Origin of the sequence: Pseudarthrobacter raffinosi (assembly GCF_023913835.1) — a bacterium.
Lineage (GTDB): Bacteria > Actinomycetota > Actinomycetes > Actinomycetales > Micrococcaceae > Arthrobacter > Arthrobacter raffinosi.
On record NZ_JAMXBG010000008.1, the window covers coordinates 34919 to 55864 of the forward strand.

At 66.3% G+C, this 20946-nt stretch carries 19 protein-coding genes; 4 read left to right on the plus strand and 15 right to left on the minus strand.

Annotated features, from left to right (window positions below):
- Positions 1-86: 86 nt before the first annotated feature.
- From NG697_RS09685 to NG697_RS09715, 7 genes are all read right to left on the minus strand, one after another.
- The gene (locus tag NG697_RS09685; protein ID WP_252599887.1) at positions 87-2141 is read right to left on the minus strand and encodes a LuxR C-terminal-related transcriptional regulator; all 2055 of its coding nucleotides are present in this window, start codon (positions 2139-2141) and stop codon (positions 87-89) included.
- A gap of 3 nt (positions 2142-2144) precedes the next feature.
- Entirely contained in the window at positions 2145-4232 is a 2088-nt protein-coding gene (locus NG697_RS09690; protein ID WP_252614073.1) for an Hsp70 family protein, read from the minus strand.
- A 156-nt stretch (positions 4233-4388) separates the two neighbouring features.
- Positions 4389-5507 carry a c-type cytochrome biogenesis protein CcsB gene (ccsB, locus tag NG697_RS09695; protein WP_252599885.1) on the minus strand — a complete coding sequence of 373 codons (1119 nt, stop codon included), beginning with the start codon at positions 5505-5507 and terminating at the stop codon, positions 4389-4391.
- On the minus strand, positions 5507-7264 hold the full coding sequence (resB, locus tag NG697_RS09700; RefSeq protein ID WP_252610627.1) for a cytochrome c biogenesis protein ResB: 1758 nt from the start codon (positions 7262-7264) through the stop codon (positions 5507-5509). The genes ccsB and resB overlap by 1 nt, the downstream gene beginning before the upstream one ends.
- Positions 7264-8019: a cytochrome c biogenesis CcdA family protein gene (locus tag NG697_RS09705; RefSeq protein WP_058931385.1), complete on the minus strand. Its 756-nt coding sequence runs from the start codon at positions 8017-8019 to the stop codon at positions 7264-7266. Before NG697_RS09705 ends, resB begins: the two co-directional genes overlap by 1 nt.
- Positions 8020-8033: 14 nt before the next feature.
- A complete protein-coding gene (locus NG697_RS09710) occupies positions 8034-8669 on the minus strand; it encodes a TlpA family protein disulfide reductase (protein WP_252599883.1) in 636 nt (211 codons plus the stop codon).
- 1 nt (position 8670) lies between these two features.
- Positions 8671-9351, minus strand: coding sequence for a histidine phosphatase family protein (locus tag NG697_RS09715; protein ID WP_252610629.1), 681 nt, complete (start codon positions 9349-9351; stop codon positions 8671-8673).
- A gap of 202 nt (positions 9352-9553) precedes the next feature.
- Between NG697_RS09715 and NG697_RS09720 the strand changes: the two genes are divergently transcribed.
- The 3 genes from NG697_RS09720 (at position 9554) to NG697_RS09730 (ending at position 11962) form a co-directional block, all read left to right on the plus strand.
- Complete coding sequence (locus NG697_RS09720; protein WP_252599881.1) at positions 9554-10102, plus strand: YceI family protein; 549 nt, start codon at positions 9554-9556, stop codon at positions 10100-10102.
- A gap of 108 nt (positions 10103-10210) precedes the next feature.
- Positions 10211-10963 carry a hypothetical protein gene (locus NG697_RS09725; protein ID WP_252614074.1) on the plus strand — a complete coding sequence of 251 codons (753 nt, stop codon included), beginning with the start codon at positions 10211-10213 and terminating at the stop codon, positions 10961-10963.
- 180 nt (positions 10964-11143) lie between these two features.
- Complete coding sequence (locus NG697_RS09730) at positions 11144-11962, plus strand: MFS transporter (protein WP_252599879.1); 819 nt, start codon at positions 11144-11146, stop codon at positions 11960-11962.
- Positions 11963-12019: 57 nt separating this feature from the next.
- Here the strand turns inward: NG697_RS09730 and NG697_RS09735 are convergent, their stop codons facing one another.
- Entirely contained in the window at positions 12020-12745 is a 726-nt protein-coding gene (locus tag NG697_RS09735; RefSeq protein ID WP_374209912.1) for a redox-sensing transcriptional repressor Rex, read from the minus strand.
- Between the two features lie 69 nt (positions 12746-12814).
- The gene (locus NG697_RS09740) at positions 12815-13090 is read right to left on the minus strand and encodes a glutaredoxin family protein (protein WP_252599877.1); all 276 of its coding nucleotides are present in this window, start codon (positions 13088-13090) and stop codon (positions 12815-12817) included.
- Between the two features lie 150 nt (positions 13091-13240).
- Here NG697_RS09740 and NG697_RS09745 point away from each other — a divergent pair, with 150 nt between their 5' ends.
- The gene (locus NG697_RS09745; protein WP_252599876.1) at positions 13241-14059 is read left to right on the plus strand and encodes an HAD family hydrolase; all 819 of its coding nucleotides are present in this window, start codon (positions 13241-13243) and stop codon (positions 14057-14059) included.
- A gap of 253 nt (positions 14060-14312) precedes the next feature.
- On the opposite strand, the gene NG697_RS09750 is transcribed toward NG697_RS09745, so the two are convergent.
- The 6 genes from NG697_RS09750 to NG697_RS09775 form a co-directional block, all read right to left on the minus strand.
- The gene (locus NG697_RS09750; RefSeq protein WP_003792170.1) at positions 14313-14411 is read right to left on the minus strand and encodes a 30S ribosomal protein bS22; all 99 of its coding nucleotides are present in this window, start codon (positions 14409-14411) and stop codon (positions 14313-14315) included.
- Between the two features lie 156 nt (positions 14412-14567).
- Positions 14568-14780: a helix-turn-helix domain-containing protein gene (locus tag NG697_RS09755; protein ID WP_058931377.1), complete on the minus strand. Its 213-nt coding sequence runs from the start codon at positions 14778-14780 to the stop codon at positions 14568-14570.
- Between the two features lie 143 nt (positions 14781-14923).
- A complete protein-coding gene (locus tag NG697_RS09760) occupies positions 14924-16030 on the minus strand; it encodes a 3-deoxy-7-phosphoheptulonate synthase (RefSeq protein WP_252610635.1) in 1107 nt (368 codons plus the stop codon).
- A gap of 335 nt (positions 16031-16365) precedes the next feature.
- Positions 16366-17367, minus strand: coding sequence for an acetylxylan esterase (locus NG697_RS09765; protein ID WP_252614075.1), 1002 nt, complete (start codon positions 17365-17367; stop codon positions 16366-16368).
- A 51-nt stretch (positions 17368-17418) separates the two neighbouring features.
- Positions 17419-18903, minus strand: a complete 1485-nt coding sequence (locus NG697_RS09770; protein WP_252614076.1) for a rhamnulokinase — start codon at positions 18901-18903, stop codon at positions 17419-17421.
- Complete coding sequence (locus NG697_RS09775) at positions 18900-20945, minus strand: bifunctional aldolase/short-chain dehydrogenase (protein ID WP_252614077.1); 2046 nt, start codon at positions 20943-20945, stop codon at positions 18900-18902. Before NG697_RS09775 ends, NG697_RS09770 begins: the two co-directional genes overlap by 4 nt.
- Position 20946: the final 1 nt, after the last annotated feature.

Sequence of the window (20946 nt, forward strand, 5' to 3'; positions counted from 1 at the left end):
CGTGGGGGCCGGGCATCGGTTCTGTCCCCGTACCCGGATGCCCCGCATTAGGGGTTTGCCTGTTTCGTGGCTAGGGGCAGCAGGGCTCAGTCCGGGCCCTGATGATCTGCACTTAGCGCCAGCCTCAGGCGCACCAGCAGATCGGAGCGGTTTTCAGCCCCAAGCCTCCGCCGCATCCTGGCAATGTGATGTTCAGCGGTCCTGGGGGAAATGTAGATGGCTTCGCCGATTTCCCGGTACGTCTTCCCTTCCAGGACCAACCGCGCCACTTCCTTTTCGCGTTCGCTGAGCCCCGAGGCGTCAGGATGCGCGCCATGGTTGTTCTCGGCGGCGCTGCGGCGTACTTCCGGTGACAGCCCGTCGGGTGGCCCGGTGGTTCTGCCCTGCGGGTGGAGGTCCCTGGCGCAGGCAAGGAGCCGCATCATGTCCCTGCGCTCGTCTGCCTGCGCGGCAGCATGTCCTGCCAGCCGGGCCCCTTCCCACGGCATGCCCACCACTTTCAGTCCCCGGGCGGCGTTCTCCACATCCGTCGCCTGGAACCGGCCGGCCAGGACGCTGACCCAGGCCTTGCCTGCGGCGGCGAACACAGCGGCCATGTGACTGTAGTCCGCGGCCCGTACCAGCGCTGCCGCGTGCGGGGCAAGGTCGGCCGGGCTCTTGTTCAGCAGGGCAGCCTGGACCGCCGCCCAGTGAAGCGGAACGGCCCACAGGGGTGGCTCCCCCAGCTTGGTCAGCAGAGCCCACGCTTCATCCAGATAATCCGCGACGCGCCGTGTCTCCCGCAACCGGGCGGCAGCAATCATCAGTTCGCCCCACGGCAGAAGGCTGTAAAGGTCGACGGCGGAGTGCAGCATCGCTTCGCGGGCGCGCTCCCAGGCCATCACGAGGTCATGAACGTCGCCGCTGCGCCGCGCAAGGCCCACTTCCAGGGCCGCGCACAGGAACTCGTCCCTGGGAACCAGCGGCCAGTGGTTGGCTTTGGAGGCTTCGTTGATGGCCAGCCGTGCTTCGCCAGCATCGTCCTGCTGCATGGCCGACCACGCCTGCAAGAGGTGGAGCCGTGGCTTGGCGGCGTCACCGCCCTGCCTCGCGGCGACGGCGGAGCGGATGATGGTGTCCGCTACGTGGGATTCACCGCTGTGGAGGGCCAGTAACGCGGCCAACGCTCCAGGGGTGTCCGGAAGGGGCAGCGCCGAACCGGACGCGTTGAGCATGTCCGAAGCATGGATCAGCAGGGGAAGGCCCTTGTGTGGATCCCGCTCCATCGACTCCATCACGCCCTTGCCCGTTTGCGAAAGCGCCACCGCCAGTAAGGTGGGCGACACCGGTGCCGACCCGGCGGAAAAGGCCTCTTCCGCGCCCGCCCGGTCGCCGCTGCCGATCATGACCACCGCGGCAAGCGGGGCGGACCGGCCCATGTTCGCCGGACCAAGCCAGGCATAGAGGTCGGCACTGCGGACCAGCAGCCCGCGCTGTGCCCAGACGGAAGCAGCAACATCCACGCCAAGTCTGACATCCGGCGGATCAGAGCTCACCAGGAGCCCGTCAATAATCCGGCCCGCGGCGTCGAGGTCGCCCGTTGCGGCTGCGGCCTGGGCGCGGCGGGCAGCGATGCGCAGTTCGTCCGCCCCTGCCAGCAGCGCTTCGCTGTACAGCTGGGCGGCCAGACCGGGGTTCTGAGGCAGTGCTTTGTCCGCTGCGGCTTCGAGTTCGGCGGCGACCCTCGGGTCCGACAGTCCGCCCCTCGCCAGCTCGCGGGCAAGGTCGCCGAAGGGCCGGCCCTCGGCCGAAACAAAACCGACGAGTTCCCGCTGCAATGCATGCACACGGGCTGTGGGCGTGCCGTTCAGGAGTGCGTGTTGCACCGGGCCGACGACGGTCCCGTCGGTAAGCAGCAGGCCCGAGGCCTCGGCGCGGTTTACCACGGCGTCCAGGCCCGGACTGTCAGGGCTTTCCAGCTTGTGCGCCAGCTCACCGGGCAGCGGACCGGGCAAGGTGAACCCCACGGACAGCGCCAGCAGGAGTTCACGGACTGCCGCATTCTCGCCCCGCAACTGCTGTGCCATGTCAGCGGCTCCGGAGGGAGCCGAGGTCCCTGCCTCGTGCAGTTCCCGTTCGGGCTGCGTATGATCGGCGGCCATGCCTCAGACCGCCGGTTCGGTGGTTGGGACAGGATCCGTGGTGGGGGACGGTTCCGCGAACGGGTCGGGCATCGGCGCAGAGGCCGTTGTCGGATCGAGCTCCGGCGCAGGTGCCGACGACGGCTCGGGAGCCGGTCCGGTGGTCGGATCGGGAGCCGGGTCAGTGGTCGGATCGGGAGCCGGGTCAGTGGTCGGATCCGGCGCAGGGTCGGTGGTCGGATCAGTGGTCGGATCCTGTGCAGGGTCGGTGGTCGGATCCGGAGCCGGATCGGTCGTCGGATCCGGGGCCGGGTCAGTGGTCGGATCAGGTACAGGATCGACGGGCAATGGGACCAGGTCCGGCGACAGGTCCGTCGTCGGGTTGGTCACCGGACCCGGGGTGGAGCCTCCGGAACCCTGTACAGGCTCACCAGAAGTGCCCGTCCCGGCAATGGCCCCGCCGGGGACTGGTTGGCCTGCTTCGGTAGGTGGCCTGCTGGTAGACGAGGCAGCAATGTCCAGTCCCGTGGAACTGGCCGGCGCGCTGCTGTCCTGCAGCTGGGCGCTGGCTTCAATCCCCTGCACGGGGAGCTGCGCCGCGCCTGCTCCTGCACCTGCCGCGCCTGCTCCTGCCGCGGGGCCACCGGAGCCAGGTCCGCCGGTTCCGTCAGGAGGAGCAGCGCTTGGGGTGTCCTTCGCCGCATCTGCCGGCGGGGCGAGCATCGCCGAAAGGCTGCCGAGTCCGTCCGGGCTCTGGGCTGCAGTCGCCGTGAGCCCGGTGAAGAGCGCCACTACCGCTGCTACCGCAGTCAGCCGCACGGTCGAACGTGGCCCGTGCGCGCCGCCCTTGCGCCCGCCCGCATGGGTGCCGGCGGCATGGGCGCCGGCGGCGAGTGCTGCAGCACCGGCGTCGGCATGCCGGGACCAGCTGGCTCGTCGGCCGGCAGCTCCATGATGCCCGTCAGCCTGCGTGAGCACGACGGCGTCAGAAAGCTGTGCGGTCATGGCAGCGGGCTGCGCGGCCCCCTCTGGCTGAGCGCGAAGGGCGGCAACCGCCGCGCCGAGGCAGATGGATGACTTCGGATCGGCGTCCACGGCGATCGGCCGGTCCAGCTGCTCCGAAATCAGCTGTGCCACCAGGGGAATGCGCGATGAGCCGCCGATGAGAAGCACCGCGGACAGGTCGTCCGGGGTGAGCCCCAGGTCCTGCAGGGAACGCTCCAGGGCGTCCACTGTTTCCCGGATGGGCTCGCTGATCATCGCCTCGAAGTCGGACCGGACCAGCCGCACCTGCTGCTGGAATCCCGGCAGCAGCACCGAAATGCTCGCCTCGCTGTCCGCGGACAACGCCTCCTTGGCTTCCACACACTCCCGCCGCAGGCGCGACAGGGCCGCCAGCGCAACGGGCGCCGACGGGTCAAGATTGGCCAGGCCCTGCCCGGCGTGATCGGCAACGTACCGCAGGACGGCTGCGTCGAAGTCGGCGCCGCCCAGTCCCTCGATCCCTTCGGGCCGGCCCAGCAGTTCAAAGTGGCCGGCGTCCGTTTTCTTCAGGACGGCGGTGTCAAAGGTCCCGCCACCGAGGTCGTAGACGGCGATGGTACTGCCAGCCTCCACCCGCACCTGGGCGGCGTAGTGCAGCGCCGCCGCTTCCGGTTCGCTGATCAGCGTGACCTTGGTCAGGTCTTTTGAGGCCAGGGCAGCGAGGATGAGCTGCGTTCGGTGCGCACCCCACGAGGCAGGGTGGGAAAGGATAATGTCCGACGGCGGCGCTCCCTCGCGTTCTTCAGCCCGGTCTGCGACCCATCGGGCCATAGTGGCGAAGACGTCCTCAGCAGGGAGGGAAAGCGTGCCGACGGCAATGGGGACGTCGTCTCCGACCCGCCTTTTGAACTCCCGCACCACGCGCTCCGGGGAGTCAAGGCCGCGGCGCTCGGCCGCCTCCCCCACCAGGATGGGGCCTTCCTCGGGGTAGTAAACCACCGAAGGCACAGCCGTTCCGCGGAGCCCCAGCGGCAGGCTCTCCGGGACAAGTGAAGCGTCGTGATTAATTCGAACTATGGCGGCGGCGGTGAAACTGGTCCCGACGTCAAGGGCGAGAACATAGTTCATGGGCACCTCGGCAAAAAACGCAGCTAGCTGTCTGCGAGCTTCATCACTGACAACTCCCACCAAGGTAGCATCACCGTCTGCGGGGCAACACCCTTATTCATACATCGATTGGCGTATCAGTCGACCGTTGCCAAGGACAGCCGGAGAAACCCCAGTTCAGAGGCCCGAATAGGAGTGCAGACCGTTAAAGAACTGGTTGACGATGGTGAAATTGAAGACCACGCAGAGGTAGCCGACGATCGACAGCCACGCGGCGCGGGTGCCGGTCCAGCCACGTGTGGCGCGGGCGTGCAGGTAGCCCGCGTAGACCACCCAGATCACGAAGGTCCAGACTTCCTTGGTGTCCCAGCCCCAGAACCGGCCCCAGGCTTTTTCAGCCCAGATGGCACCGAACATGAGGGTGAAGGTCCAGCCGATGAAGGCGATGGCGTTGATGCGGTAGGACAGGTTTTCCAGGCTCAGTGCCGAGGGAACCAGTCGCATAAAACCAAGTTTGTCAGCACCACCGGCAGCCACCGTCTTTTGCCGGTGGGACTGCACCAGTTGCAGGGCGGACATGGCGAACGTGAGGGTGAAGAGTGCGGAGGAGAGCACCGCGATGGAGACGTGGATGATCAGCCAGTAGCTCTGCAGCGCAGGGACCAGGTGGCCCACGGGGGTCCAGTAAGCAACCGAGGCGGCCACCAGCATGATGATGGCCAGGCCCACCACAAACGTGCCCAGGAACCGCAGGTCGCGGCGGATCAGCACCAGCAGGAAAACGGCCACGGCCACAAAGGCGCCGGTGGTCAGGAACTCGTACATGTTGCCCCACGGCACCCGGCCTGCACCCACGGCACGCGTGATGACGCCGGCGGCATGGATCAGCACGCCGAGAACGGTGAGGGCAACGGCGACCCGCGCCGGAACGCGGCGTTCCGCCGCGTAGCGCATATCGGCGTCGGCCGTCTGCCCTGCCCCGGAAGCGTCGCCGCCCCGCTTGGCCACGGACGACGACGGCCGCTCGGCCCGGCCCACGGGTCCGGCCAGGTGCGAGTCCACCCTGTTGGTTGCCACAGTGTCGGCTACCGCGGCTGAGCCAGCAGAAGTGCCGGCCATCGCGGGCACCTTGGTTCCGGCAGCCTCGGCCGCCTTCAGGTCAATGGCGCGCAGCGCCCTGCTGCTCTTCGCGAGGTCCCAGGCGAAGGCGATGAAGGCCACGGTGTACGTGCCGGCGGCGAGCAGCATAAACAGCTCGCTGTACTGGCCCATGGTTTCGTTGATGGCGAACGGCATTACTGGTCCTTTTTCGGCCCGGTGGGGCCCGCTGGGGTGGTGAGCGAGTCTGCGCCATTATCGCCCTGGCGGCTGGGAGTTTGCTGGGTGACGCTGGAGTCGGAATCGTCAGCAGATTCGCCGGAATCAGAATCCGCAAGCTGCCACTCTTCGGACAGCAGCTTCCTGACGGCAACCGCTTCCGCGGCGAGCCGGTGGTCCTCACCGCGGGCAAGCAGGCCATACTCCACCATGGTGCGGCCGTCCTCGTGGGTCCCGGTCCGCACCCAGACGCGGCGCCGGTTCACGTAGAGCGAGACGATCAGGCCGCCCACGGCCAGCAGCGCGAAAATGAGGGCGTAGAGCTGGCCCGGGTTGTGGTGGATGTCCACGCCCACGTAGCGCTTCACGCTGTCAAAGCTGATGCTGCCTTTGCCGTCCGGCAGGGTGTAGGTGCTGCCCGGAGCCAGGGTAATGCCGCCGGCGTCCAGGTTGCGGGCGTTCAGCGGCGTGAGGTCACTGACGTCCAGTTCAAAGACGTTCTGCGGCGAGCCAGCGTCCAGGCCAAGGTCCCCGAAGTACGAGTTCAGGGTCAGCTGCGGGTTGAAAAGGTCCGGATCGCCGCTGAAGGACACCCCCTCCTCGGTGATAAACGCCGTGGGCAGGAAGAACCCCACAAAGCCCAGCTGTTCGGGCCGTGCGTCGGGGACCTTGATCACCAGGGACGAGTAGTAGTTGTCACCCTGGAGCTTGGCCACCACGGGACCCTGCATGGCCACGTTGCCGGCGCCGTCACGGATGGTCACCACGGGCGCGTAGCCGTTGCCGGTGAGGTAGATGCTGGTGCCGCCCAGGGTCACGGGATCGTTGACCTTCAGGACTTCCTGCTTGGCGGGCGAGTCCGGGGTTTCCCGCGTGGTGACTTCGGCGTTGAAGTCGATGGGCTGGCCGATTTTTCCTGGTGATTCGCGGTCAAACAAGACGTCGAATTTGTCCAGCTGGATGGAATACGGCTGCAGCTGGCTGGACTGGAAGTTGGCGCCGGGGGTGAACTGGTCGTAGCCCACCAGCGTGTTCACGAAGGTGTCGCCCTCCACCAGGATGCGCTGGCCGCTGTAGCCGAACAGGCCGCCCACGGCGACCGAAACCAGCACGCCGATCAGCGACGTGTGGAACACGAGGTTCCCCACTTCCTTGGCGAAGCCGCGCTCGGCGCCCAAAGACGGCCGCGCGCCGTCGTCGTCCCTCACGTCAACGCGGTAGCCGCGCTTCTTCAGCACCCCGGCGGCACTGCGGATGGCGTCCGACGCCGGGAGGCCGGCGTCGGCGGGAACCACCAGGGTGCCGTACTCGGGGAGGCGGGAGAGACGTTTGGGGGTCCGCGGCGGCTGGGAGCGCATGGCCTTGTAGTGGGCGATGGCGCGCGGGACCACGCAGCCGATCAGCGAGATGAACAGCAGGATGTAGATGGCCGAGAACCAGGCCGACGAGTAGACGTCGTAGAGCTGCAGGGTGTCCAGCAGCTTCCCGTAGTCCGGGTTGTCCTTGATGTACTGCGTCACGATGGACGGGTTGGCCGGGCGCTGCGGGAACAGCGAACCGGGCACCGCGGCGATGGCCAGGAGCAGCAGCAGGAACAGCGCCGTGCGCATGCTGGTCAGCTGGGTCCAGGCCCAGCGCAGCATCTCCACCGGCCCCAGGACTGGCAGCGCCGCCTCAGTTTTGGCGGCGGCAACGGGTGCCGGGGACTTTTTGTTTTCTTTCACGCGCTCGCTCATCAGATCGGCAACTTCACATCGGTTTGGAACCAGTACTGCAATTCGGTGACCCAGGTGCCCCAGACGCCGCTGGCCATCAGCAGGCCCAGCACCACCAGGATCCCGCCGCCGATCCGCTGGATGGCCAGGCGGTGCGTGCGGAAGAAGGACATCACGCCCATGCCGCGTCGCACCGCCAGGGCGATCAGCAGGAAGGGGATGCCCAGGCCCAGGCTGTAGACAAATGCCAGGAGGGCACCTTTGGCGGCGGAGGAACCGCCGGACAGGCTCAGGAGCTGGACGGCGGAGTAGGTGGGGCCGATGCACGGGGCCCATCCCAGGCCGAACGTGAGGCCCAGCAACGGCGCGCCCCACAGGCCGGCCGGCGGCTTGGCATGGATCTTCGCATCACGCTGCAGCCAGCCGAAACCGCCCATAAACACCACACCCATGAGGATGACCAGGAGCCCCAGGAGCTGTGTGATCCAGGCATTCTGCGAGCCGGTGATCAGGGTGCCGAGCTGGCCGAACGCGCCGCCCAGAAGCACGAAAATCACCGAGAACCCCAGCACAAAAAGCCCGATGCCCGCCAGCATCCGGCCGCGCTTCTGCTTCTCCAGGTCCACGCCGCTCAGGCCCGTGACGTAGCCTAGGTAGCCGGGCACCAGGGGCAGCACGCACGGCGACAGGAAGGACACCAGGCCGGCGAGCAGCGCCACCGGGATGGCAAGCAGGAGCGAGCCGTTCAGGATGGTTTCGGCGAAGGGGCTGTTCACGGTCCGGGCCGCCGCTACTCTGCCACGGCGGCGGTGATGAGGGCTTTGAGGGTGCCCTTCTGGATTTCGCCCAGCACGCGCGAGGCCACGCGGCCCTGCTTGTCCAGGACCAGCGTGGTGGGGACTGCCCCCGGCGGGACCAGGCCGGAAACGGCCAGGAGCACGCCGCCGTTCTTGTCGTCGAAGCTGGGGTAGGTCAGGTTGAAGGTCTTGTCGAAGGCCTCTGCGGTGCCTTTTTCATCGCGGAGGTTGACGCCGAAGAACTGCACGCCCTGGTCCTTGAAGTCCTTGTGCAGCTCTTCCAGGATGGGTGCTTCAACGCGGCAGGGTGCGCAGGCGGCGAACCAGAAGTTCAGGACCGTCACCTTGCCCTGGAAGTCCGCGGGGGCTATCTGGGTGCCGTTGAACAGCGTGCCGTTAATGGCGACGGCGGCCTTGCGGTCCGCCGCGGTGAACTCGGTCACCGAGCCGTCCCCGGCCACGTAGTTCTTGTTGTCGCCGGCTTTGGCCTGCTTGGCGAGGGCGTCTTCCTGCGCACAGGCGGACAGGCCCAGGGTCAGGGCGGTCAGGGCGGCCCCGCCGGCCGCGAGAACGGCACGGCGGGACGCTGTGCCTGAAATTGCGCGGGACGTTGCGCGAGGGCCAGTCATGTCAGGCTCCGGGGGTGCTGGCGGCACCGGGAAGAAGTACGGCAGCGGGCTCACTGTACTCAACGCGCAGGAGCGAGCCGTCGTCGTCGAACACCAGGGAGGTGATGGACGTCAGCGTGCACTCGCGTTTGCGCGGGTCATGCCACAGCGGCCTGCCTTCGGCACTGAGGCGGGTGGCCCAGATGGGGAGCTGGTGGCTGACCATGATGGCTTCCGGGCCATCGGTTCCGTAGTCCCCGGCGGCCAGTTCGATGGCCCGGAGCCGGACGTCCTCAACAGCTGACATGACGCGCGCGGCCTGTGCCTTGTACGGTTCGCCCCAGGACGGCCGGAACGGGTTGACCAGGTGGGGCCAGTGCTTGGGCTTCCGGAGCTCGGCCTTGGTGACCTTCATGCCCTGGAAGTAGTTTTCCGCTTCAATGATGCGGCTGTCCGTGTGGAGTTCCAGACCAAGCGCCTCCGCCGTGGGGGCCGCTGTTTCCTGCGCCCTGACCAGCGGCGACGCCGCGAGATAGACGATCCTTGCCCCGCGCGCGGCACGTTCGGCGAAGTGGGCGGCGAGCATCTGCGCCATTTCGCGGCCCAGCTCGGAGAGGTGGAATTCGGGCAGCCTGCCGTACAGAACGCGGTCAGGATTGTGGACCTCGCCGTGGCGGAGCAGATGGACAGTGGATTGGGGCATGTTTACCAGTTTCTCAAAGATGGCGTGCTATCCGAAATCTTCTACATCCAGTAGAACTCAAACTTTTGGAAAAATGTTCCGGAACGGGGAACAAAACATGCAAATGCATGTTTATACTGGATGCAGCGGATAGTTGAGGATTCAACAGATGAAGCGTCAAGCTATCCGGACGTACCACCCGACAAACCCAAGGAGAAACACCATGACTCTTCCCGCAGACGTCACCACCGGCACCTGGACCCTTGACAACTCGCACAGCGAGATCGCCTTCACCGTCCGGCACGCAGGCATCAGCAAGGTCCGCGGCCAGTTCAAGGATGCCGTGGCAACCCTGGACCTCGCCGACAACGTGGCCGATTCCAAAATCAGCGCCACCATCCAGACCGCCAGCTTCGACTCCGGCGATGTCAACCGCGACGGCCACGTCCGCGGCGAAGACTTCTTCGACGTCGAGGCCTTCCCGGAAATCTCCTTCGTCTCCAACAGCCTCGTGGCCAAGGGCAACAGCTACGAGCTGACCGGGGACCTCACCATCAAGGGCGTCACCCGCCCCGTTGCCCTTGAGACCGAGTTCAACGGCGTGGCCGTGGACCCGTTCGGCATGACCCGCGCCGGCGTCTCCGCCGAAACCACCATCAGCCGCAAGGACTTCGGCCTGACCTGGAACGCCGTGCTGGAAGCCGGCGGCGTGCTGGTCAGCGACAAGGTTGCCGTCAACCTGGAGCTCGCGTTCATCGCACCCGCAGCATAGTTTTCTTCCTGAAGCACCCCGGCCGCCATGTTTCCCCGGAATCTGGCGGCCGGGGTGCTTTGTTTTATCCCCTAGATACCGGCGGATCCGCGGTCTACAGTGTGACCCATGAGCAACAGTGAAGTACCGCAGCCCCAGCAGCCCCAGCAGCCCGACGCCGAGCAACCCGGCGCCCAGCCGCCCGTCACTCAGCCGCCTGCCACTCAGCCGCCTGCCGGCCACGTTCCTCCTGCCCGGAACGTTCCTCCGGCCGGCTACCAGCCGCCACCCGCCTACCCGCAGCCGGGCCAGGCTTATCCCGCGCCGGGCCAGGCCTACCCGCAGCCCGGCCAGCCATACAACCAGCCGGGCCAGCCGGGCGGCTTCCGTTTTGAGATGCCAACCGACGGCCCCCGCAACTTCAACGACGTTATGCCCAAGGCCGGGTTCTCCGGCATGTTCAGCGTGACCGGGCTGCCCACCGAGCTCAAGGTCTCGTACTGGATCTGGCTCATCGGCGGCATGCTGGGAGTCCTTGGCGGCCTGTTCGGCGTGTTGGGTTCGCTGGCGTTGTTCGTCGTGGCACCCGGGCTGGCCGTTGTGGTCCTCCTGCTCGTCCTGGTGGCACTGGCCCTGGCGGCGGCCCAGATTGTCCTGGTCCTGAAGATGAAGGAGGGCAAGGAATGGGCAAGACTTGCGCTGACCATCGTGGCCGGCGTTTCGCTGGTGCTCGCCGTGCTTGGCGGCAGCGTGGGCGGCGGCGGCATGGGCCAAGGCATCGGCAACAACTGGCTGGGCTTCCTCATCAGCGCCGCGGCAACGGTGCTCATGTGGCTGCCGAACTCGCAGGCCTGGTTCAACGCCGCCAAGGGCCGCGCGTAGACCGGATCCAGTAGAAACACAGTCTTGCGCGACCCCCGCTGAGTTCTGTGGGAATACCTCTCCGGAATGATCCCCCGCGGCACCCGCCGGGGGTACGGTGGGAAGTAAGCCGTACTGGGGGCAGGCCAGTTGGACTGCACCCAGCAGCCGAACTGACATCCGACCTGCAAAGGACCGCTCATGAGCACGCCTGTCCCGCCTCCCGTTCCGAACGAGCCCGAGCCCGGCAACCAGCCGCCAGCGCCCCGATACGGCGAGAACAGCCCGCAGTTCGGGCAGCCCACACCGCCGGCGCCCCAGTACGGGCAAAACGCACCGCAGTATGGCCAGCAGACTCCCCCGGCACCCCAGTACGGGCAAAACGGACCGCAGTACGGGCAAAACGCCCCGCAGTATGGCCAGAACAACCCGCCGCAGTTCGGCCAGCCCACGCCTCCGCCTTATGGTCAACAGCCGTACGGGCAGTCCCCTTACACGCAGTACCCGTCCGAGCAGCCGCAGGCCACGGGATCCAACGGGGTTCCCCAGCTGGTCAACATCTCGTTCTGGCTGCTGATTGGCGCGGGTGTTGTGTATGTCATCAGCCTGCTGATGGGCATTGGCATGCTCGATGACCCGGCGATGCGCCGCGCCTTCGAAGACGCCATGCGCAGCGGTGGCGCTACCGGCACGGAGTTTGCCTTTGACGATTTCAAGGGTGTCCTCGCCGGGTCGCTCGTGGTCTTCGCCATCATCGGCGCTGGGCTGTACGCGCTGGTGGCGTTCTTCGTCCGTAAGGGCAAGAACTGGGCCCGCATCCTCGGTACCGTTTTCGCGGCACTGTCCATTTTCGGCCTCTTCGGACCACCGAGCCTTGGAACCGTGGGGACGCTGGCCGGGATCGCAGCGATCGTGCTGCTCTACCTGCCGGCCGCGGCACCTTACTTCCGCAAGCAGCAGCCGTTCGCTAACCCGTACGGCGCCCCGGGCACCACGCCTGGCAACCCCTACGGGCAGTAGTACCAACGAGTCGCATCCACACCCTAACGGACGTGGGCCCCATCAGCCGCCGACGAACTAGGCGGTCTGGTCCGGGGTCTGCGCCCGTTGTGCGTGATAGGCGAGGATCTGCAGTTCGGTGGCCATATCCACCTTGCGGAGGTTGACGCCCTCGGGGACTTGCAGCATAACGGGGGCGAAGCTCAGGATGCTGCGGACGCCGGCCGCCACCACGCGGTCGCACACGGCCTGCGCCACGTGGGCCGGAAGTGCCAGGACCACCATGTTGGCGCCCGTCCGCTGCAACACGGCCTCCATGTCCGCAGCGTCGCTGACGCGCAGCCAGCCGACTTCATTGCCCACCACCATCTGGTCGGCGTCGAAAATTGCCACGACGTCAAACCCGCGGGACTCGAAGCCGCCGTAACGGGCCAGGGCCTTGCCGAGGTTACCCGCGCCAACAATGGCGACCTTCCAGTCGTGGGTCAGCCCTAGGGCTGCGGAGATGTGACGGCTCAGGTACTGCACTTCGTAGCCCACTCCGCGCGTGCCGTAGGAACCCACATAGGAAAGGTCCTTGCGAAGGGTTGACGAGCTCACTCCTGACGCTTCCGCCAGCGATTCCGAAGATACCCGTTCGACGCCGTCGGACAGCAGCGTGTTAAGGGCGCGCAGGTAGATGGTCAGCCGGGCCACCGCTGCGGGCGGTATTTGTTTGGTGGACTCGGCACCGTGGACGGGCTGTGTACTGTGGCCAGCCTCTGTACCTTGGACAGCATGGGGAGATGGATCCAGTGAAGTCACTATCCCCTCCATCCCATCGCGTCGTGACTCCACTCTAGAGCCCCGCCGCTGGTGCCAACAAAGCCGGTGTCATTCTGCGAGGCCGCTTTCCGATTGGGCCATGGCGCGTTTGAGGACGCGCTCCAGCCGGGCTTCGTCGATCTTCCAGAAATCGCGTTGGATTCCATCCACCAGGACTACGGGGATTTCCTCCGCGTACCGCTCACGCAGTTCCGGCAGCTCGTCCACCTGCTGTTCCGTCCACCCGAGTCCCAGCGAGGCAGTAACGCGTCCGACGGCGTCGCGCGCTCCTGCACACAGGTGACAGTCTGCTTTGGTGATGAGGACTACCTCGGGTTTTGCCATGCCTTAACCGTATCGCCCTTCAGGGCAGAGAGCTGGGCAGAGGACAGCGGCCGACGGCGGGGCGTACGGCGACGCGGGTATCCGGGCGAGCGCTGGCACTCGCGCTGGCACTGAAATCTTGGTCACCGAGTATTGACTAGACTCGTGGACATGCCCGAGGAGAAGTACGTCGCTGTGGTGACCCAGCCGGATGCGTTGATGCAGACCGGCGAAGCCGCCTTCTTCGACGTCGATAACACCCTCATGAAAGGCGCCAGCCTCTTCCATGTTGCCCGCAAGATGCACCAACGCGGCGCCTTCACCCTGACGCAGGCTGCGGGGTTCGCATGGAAGCAGTTCAAATTTGTGGCGCGCGGCGAGAACATGGACGATGTCCACGCTGTCCGCGACTCCGCCCTCACCCTCGCCGAGGGCATCACCGTGGAAGACGTCAAGGCCCTGGGCGAAGAGGTCTACGACGAAATGATCGCGTCCAGGATCTGGCCCGGCGCCAAGGCACTGGCGCAGCAGCACCTGCGCGTGGGCCGGCGGGTCTGGCTGGTTACCGCAACCCCCATCGAGGTTGCCGCGGTCATTTCCACCAGGCTCGGCCTGACCGGAGCCTTGGGCACCGTGGGCGAGGTTGCCGACGGCATGTACACCGGCCGGCTGGTGGGCGACATCCTGCACGGTTCCGCCAAGGCAGTGGCAGTGCAGGCCCTGGCCCACGCCGAAGGCCTGGACCTCAAGCGGTGCTGGGCCTACAGCGACTCATATAATGACATCCCGCTGCTGACCCTCGTGGGGCACCCGGTAGCCATCAACCCTGATGCCAGGCTCCGCCGCCACGCGCGGGACAACAACTGGCCGGTCTACGACTTCCGTTCCGGCCGCCGCGCCGCCACCCTGGGGCTCAAGGCAGCAACGGCCGGCGGCGCCGTCTACGGGCTCTGGCGCGGATACTCCCGGATGCGCGGCCCCCGGGCATAAGCTGCCGCCACAGCGGTCGCCGTCGATGTTTCGCGTAGGAGCGCATCGCCGTCGATCGCGGGACAGAGGTCGCCCAGCGACCGCCGGACCGCCTATCGGCGGAAGTGAAAGCCCGCGGGTCCCGGCCCGAGCTTGCGAGGGTTGGGAAAGGCTGAACGCTAAGCGACGGTGAAACGTCGATGGCGACCTCGCGGAGACAAAAAATGCCCGCTGCCGGATAGGCAACGGGCATTTCACGCTTGTCGAAGTATCTCTACTTCTTATTGCGGCGCTGGTGACGGGTCTTACGAAGCAACTTGCGGTGCTTCTTCTTGGCCATACGCTTGCGACGCTTCTTAATAACTGAACCCACGAAAGTTCCTCACAAACTAGATGCAGTACCTGTCTGATGGAAATGGTCCGTGGACAGAGCTACAGACTGAAACAACTGACAGATTCTTACAATGACGTAAAACGTTCCTTAACAGGGTACCGCTTCTTGGCGATGCCCACTGACCGCAGGTAATGCTCAGGCGGTTTCGGAGTGCCCGTCCACCACAGCACCCTTGAGGTACTGCTCGACGGCGCTCTCCGGCACCCGGTACGACCGGCCGAAACGCACGGCGGGCATTTCGCCGGAGTGGACCAGCCGATAGACGGTCATTTTGGAGACGCGCATGACCTCGGCCACTTCGGCCACGGTCAGGAACTTCGCGTTCGAGAAGTTCTGTTCTGCGGACATTTCCCTATTCCTTTGCTGATGGATGACGACAGTACCCCAGCTTTGATTCATATTTCGGTGTGCCGATGCTGAGCCATCCACCAACCATGTGTTAGATACTCTAGAGGTTCATGGGGCTGTAGTGAAAGTCATCCGGGCAATCATTAAGCGGTCCGGCGCTTCCGGGCGGACGCCGCGAGCTGATCGAGGACCGAAACGGAGACGTCCCAATCCATGCACGCGTCCGTGACACTCTGCCCGTAGACCAGTTCCGCCCGGCCCGCCGCATGCTCGGTGACATCCAGGTTCTGGGCTCCGCCCACCAGGAAGCTCTCCAGCATGACACCCGCGATGGCCTGTGCCGCCTCGCCGCCGTCCTCCAGCTGTGCGCCGATTTCCAGCGCCACTTCCGCCTGCCGGTGGTGGCTCTTGCCGCTGTTGGCGTGGCTGGCGTCCACGATCAGCCGGGGGTTGAGCCCCTTGCCGGCGAGCTTGGCGGAGGCGCTTTCGACGTCGGCCGCTGAGTAATTGGGGCCCTTCCGTCCACCTCGGAGGATGACGTGGGTGTCCGGGTTCCCGGCAGTGGCCACCAGCGCGGCCCGGCCATCGCCGTCGATCCCCAGGAATGCTTGGGCGGCAGCGGCGGCGCCGCACGCGTCGAGCGCAACCTGGAGGTCGCCGTCGGTCCCGTTCTTGAAGCCGATGGGCATGGAGAGACCGGAGGCAAGCTGGCGGTGGATCTGGCTCTCGGTGGTGCGCGCCCCGATGGCTCCCCACGAGATGAGGTCCGCCATGTACTGGGGGCTGATGGGTTCCAGGAATTCGGTGGCGGTGGGCAGTCCCAGCGCGGTGACCTGCTGCAGGAATTCCCTGGCGGTCCGGAGCCCGGTGACCATGTCATGGCTGCCGTCCAGGCGAGGATCGTTGATCAGGCCCTTCCAGCCCACCGTCGTGCGGGGCTTTTCGAAGTAGGTGCGCATCACGATCAGGAGGTCGCCACGGTGCTTCTCGGCCTGGCTGACCAGGCGGCGGGCGTATTCCAGTCCAGCCTTGGGATCGTGGATGGAGCACGGGCCCACGATGACCAGCAGCCTGTCATCCACGCCGTCCATGATGGCCCGGACTTCGTCGCGGCCACGCTCGACGACGTCTGTCACCCGGGCATCCAGGGGCAGCTCGGCGATGAGCTCCTGGGGCGTGGGCAGCGGCGTGAATTCGCTGACGCGCAGATTGGACGTGGATTTTGAGGGAGTGGCTGTCGCGGTGCTCATGTTCGGGTCCTGTTCCAGATAGGAAGCGGGCCCAGATCAGAACCCGCCGGAGAAATGGCGAAGGGCAGAGAATGATCTCTGCCCTGTTGGCTCTGAAGGAAGATGGATGCGTGTCAGTTAGACGCGGGCTCCTCCAGAGCCAACGAAAAATACGCATACCAACGGTTTGTCATAGGCAAACCATAACCGCGGGCTGCGACCGCCGCAAAATCACGGCCGTCACACATGGAAATCCGGGCTTAAGTCAGTCGCCTCGTCCCCCAACTGAGTAGCGCTATCTGTCGTTTTGAGCGTCCAAAACGACAGATGGCGCTACCTACTTGGTCACTTGAGAGTCAGGCCAGGAGCTCGCGGAGGTACTGCAACTGCCGGATCCAGTGGTGCTCCTGGCCACCCTCGTGGTTGTTGAACCGGTAGACCGCGATGTCCTTTTGTGCCGCGGAGCCGCTGCCGTAGGCGTTGAAGCTGGCGAACACGGTGGATGGCGGGCAGACATCGTCCATCTGCGCCACCGAGTACAGGGCAGGTGCGGTGGCCGCCCGGGCGAGGTTGACGCCGTCGAAATTGTTCAGGACCGCGAGCATCGGCTCGTACCGGTCCCGGTGCCTGCCCAGGAACGCCGCGATTTCCGGATAGGGGCCGCGGGCAGCGATGTCGATCGACCGGGGGAAGTCCTGCAGGAAGGGGACGTCGGGCAGCGCGGCGATGACGCCGTCGAGCCTTCCCGCCATCAGCCCCGCAACCGCCACCACAATGCCGCCGCCCTGGCTGATTCCGGCCAGGACCACGCGCGAAGGATCCACCTCCGGGTGGGACTGCGCCGCTTCCACCGCACGGAACGCGTCCACGTACACGCGGCGGTAGTAGTAGTCCTCGCGGCTGCCGGCGCCCCTGGTCATCAGCCCCGCGTAGGCCACCTCGCCCGCGGACGGGTGGGGATCCGCCGTTTCGCCGAGGATCCCGCCGTAGCCCTGGCCGCGGGTGTCCATGATGAAATGCGCATAGCCGGCCTGCGCCCATTTGGTGTCCTGGTTGACGAGGCCGCGGCCGCCCGAGTAACCGATGTACTGGACGACGACGGGTAGCCGGCTTCCGGCGCGCCGATTCGCCGGGAGGTGCAGCCAGCCCTTGATGGGTGCGCCGCCGTAGCCGGCGAACGTCACGTCAAACGTGTCGATGACCGATAAGTGGTTCTCAACAGGCCCGAACGTGGTGTTGAGCGGGAACGTCCGGGCCTCGTCGAGCGTGGCGTCCCAAAAGTCCTGCAGATCGGCGGGCGGCGTGACCCTCGAGGTGTAGCCGCGGAGCTGGTCAAGGGGAAGGTCGAAGAGGGGCATGCTGCTGTCCGGTCCTGTCTCGCTTGATAGGTTGCTGCTGGGTGGCGGGTGTTACAGGCGGGTCAGCTGCGGCGTGAACGTCTGCAGCTCGTGCGAAGACACCACCAGTCGGCGCAGTTCCGTGAGCCCCCCGCTGACGTGCCCGGCGGCCCTGGCTTGGACCAGGATGTTGCCGAGGGCGGTCGCTTCCACCGGCCCGGCCACCACTTTTTTGCCGGTGGTGTCGGCCGTGAGTTGGCAGAGGAGTCTGTTTTGGGAGCCGCCGCCCACGATGTGGACGATGTCCACGGTGCGGTCTGCCAGGCGTTCGGCGTCCGCGATGGTGCGCGCGTAGCCCGTGGCGAGGCTGTCCATGATGCAGCGGGTGATGGCCGCGGGGTTATCAGGCAGTTGTTCCCCGGTGTGGCGGACTGTGGCGCGGATGCGCTCCGGCATGTTGTCCGGGGCGATGAAGGCGGAATCGTCCGGATTGATCTGCGGGCCACCCGGAGGCAACGCCGCTGCGGCGGCCAGCAGATCAGCGAGTTCCGGGATGAAGCCCTCCGCGGCCCAGGTCCGCTGGCATTCGCTGAGCAGCCATAGCCCGCCCATGTTCCGCAGGTAGCGGATAGTGCCGTCCACGCCGCGCTCGTTGGTGAAGTTCGCTGCCCTGCTGGCCTCGGTCAGGACCGGCTGATCCAGTTCCAGCCCCACCAGAGACCAGGTGCCCGAGGAGATGTACGCGAAATTCTCTTTCTCAGACGGGACGGCGGCGACGGCGGAGGCGGTGTCGTGCGAGCCGACGGCCACCACCTTGGTGCCGGCCGGCAGACCCACCCTGGACGCGATCTCCGGCAGCAGCGTGCCTACGGTTTCGCCGGGCTCGATCAGCGGCGGGAACAGGTCTTTGGGCAGGCCCAGGGCGGTGAGGAACTCGGAGGCCCACTCCCCCGCGACGGCGTCAAACAGACCTGTGGTTGAGGCGTTGGTGGATTCCGTGCGGCGCTGTTCCGTCAGGAAGAATGCGATGAGGTCCGGGATCAGCAGCGCCTGCAGACCGTCCAGATCCCGCTCCGTGGCCAGCTGGTACAGGGTGTTGAACTGCAGGAACTGCAGCCCGGTAGTGCCGTAAAGCCGGGCAGGGTCCAGTTTCCGGTGCACGGGCGCGACGGCGGCGCGGCTGCGGTCATCGCGGTAGCTGAACGGCTGCGCCGTCAGCTCCCCGGCGGCGTTGACGAGGCCGTAGTCCACCGCCCAGGTGTCGATCCCGATGCTCGTGATGGTCTCGCCCTGCACGGCCGCCACGGTGGCGGCGGCGCTCAGGCCCGCGAGGACCTCGGCGAACAGGGCGTCGAAATCCCAGCGGAGGCCGCCGTCGAGCTCCACCACACCGTTGGGGAAACGGTGCACCGTTTCCAGCTCCACGATGGAACCGGTGATCCGGCCAAGGATGACCCGGCCGGAGGAGGCACCGATGTCGACGGCGGCGAACACGCTGCGGGCGGAAGTACCGCCGCCGTCGACACCGCCCTGTGCATGGGATGCGGTTCTGCTCATCGGAGGAAAGCTGCTGCCACCCCGGCGTCCACGGGGATGTGGAGGCCGGTGGTGTGGGACAGTTCGTTGCTGGTGAGGACCGCGGCGGCGTTGGCCACGTGCTCAGGCAGGACTTCGCGCTTGAGCAGCGTGCGCTGGGCGTAGTACTTGCCGAGTTCCTGCTCGTCCACGCCGTAGACTGCAGCGCGCTTGGCGCCCCAGCCGCCGGCGAAGATGCCGGAGCCGCGGACCACACCGTCGGGGTTGATGCCGTTGACGCGGATGCCGTATTCGCCCAGTTCGGCCGCGAGAAGCCGGACCTGGTGCGCCTGGTCGGCCTTCGTGGCGGAGTAGGCAATGTTGTTCGGGCCCGCGAACACGGAGTTCTTGGAGGAAATGTAGATGATGTCCCCGCCCATGTCCTGGGCGATCATGACCTTCGCCGCCGCCTTCGAGACCAGAAAGGAGCCCTTGGCCATCACGTTGTGCTGCAGGTCCCAGTCCTTCTCGGTGGTCTCCAGCAGCGGCTTGGAGATGGACAGCCCGGCGTTGTTGACCACGAGGTCCAGCCCGCCGAACGCCAGCACGGCTTCCTGGATGGCGGCTGCGATCTGGGCCTCGTCGGTCACGTCCGCCTGGACGCCGATGGCGACGTCCGCGCCGCCGAGCTCTGCGGCGACGGCCTGGGCGTTCTCCAGGTTCAGGTCGGCAATCACTACGCACGCGCCGTCGGACGCCAACCGCGTGGCAATCGCCTTCCCGATGCCCGACGCCGCACCCGTCACCAACGCGATGCGGGAGGCGTGCGACTTCGGCTTCGGCAGGCGGGCCAGCTTGGATTCCTCCAGCGACCAGTATTCGATCCGGAACTTCTCGGATTCCTCGATCGGGGCGTAGGTGGAGATCGCCTCGGCGCCGCGCATCACGTTGATCGCGTTGAGGTAGAACTCGCCGGCGACACGGGCGGTCTGCTTGTTCGCTCCGTAGGAGAACATGCCCACACCCGGGACCAGCACAATCGCCGGGTCCGCGCCGCGCAGCGCCGGGGAATCCGGTACCGCGTGGCGGTGGTAGTAGGCCTGGTAGTCCTCGCGGTAGTCCGCGTGCAGCTCGTGGAGCCGGGCAATGGAATCCTCGATCGAGGCGTCCGCCGGCAGGTCCAGGATCAGCGGCTTGACCTTGGTGCGCAGGAAATGGTCCGGGCAGGACGTGCCTAGGGCGCCCAGGCGCGGGTGTTCGGCGGCTTCCAGGAAGTCAAGCACGACGGCGTCATCACTGAAGTGCCCCAGCTGCGGCTTGTCGGTGGAGGCCAGGCCGCGGATCACCGGGGCGAGTGCGGCGGCCTTGGCTTTTCTTTCCGCTTCCGGGAGCGCGCCATAGCCGGCCAGCTTGGCACCGAAGGGTTCGGCTTTGCCGTTCTCCGCGATGAACTTTTCGGCCTGCCCGATGATCCAGAGCGAGTTGGCCTCGGCTTCTTCGCTGGTGGCGCCCCAGGCGGTGATGCCGTGGCCGCCCAGGATGGTGCCGATGGCCTGCGGGTTGGCGTCCTTGATCGCGGCGATGTCCAGGCCCAGCTGGAAACCGGGCCGGCGCCACGGAACCCAGAGAACCTTGAAGCCGAATATCTTGGTGGTCAGCGCCTCGCCGTCCGCCGCTGTGGCAATAGCGATGCCCGAGTCCGGGTGCAGATGGTCCACATGTGCGGCGTCCACGAGCCCGTGCATGGCGGTATCGATCGACGGTGCGGCGCCGCCCTTGCCGTGCAGGCAGTAATCAAACGCGGCCACCATCTCGTCTTCGCGCTCAACGCCCGGGTAGACATTCCTCAGCGCGTTCAGCCGGTCCAGGCGCAGCACCGCGAGGTTCCCCGCTTTGAGTGTGCCGAGGTCTCCTCCGGAGCCCTTGACCCACAAAAGCTGGACATCCTCACCCGTGACCGGGTCCTTCTCCGTGCCCTTGGCCGAGGTGTTGCCACCGGCAAAGTTGGTGTTCCGCTTGTCCGCACCCAGGCGGTTGGAACGGCTGATGAGGTCCTGGACTGTCTTATTGATTCCCGTAGTCATT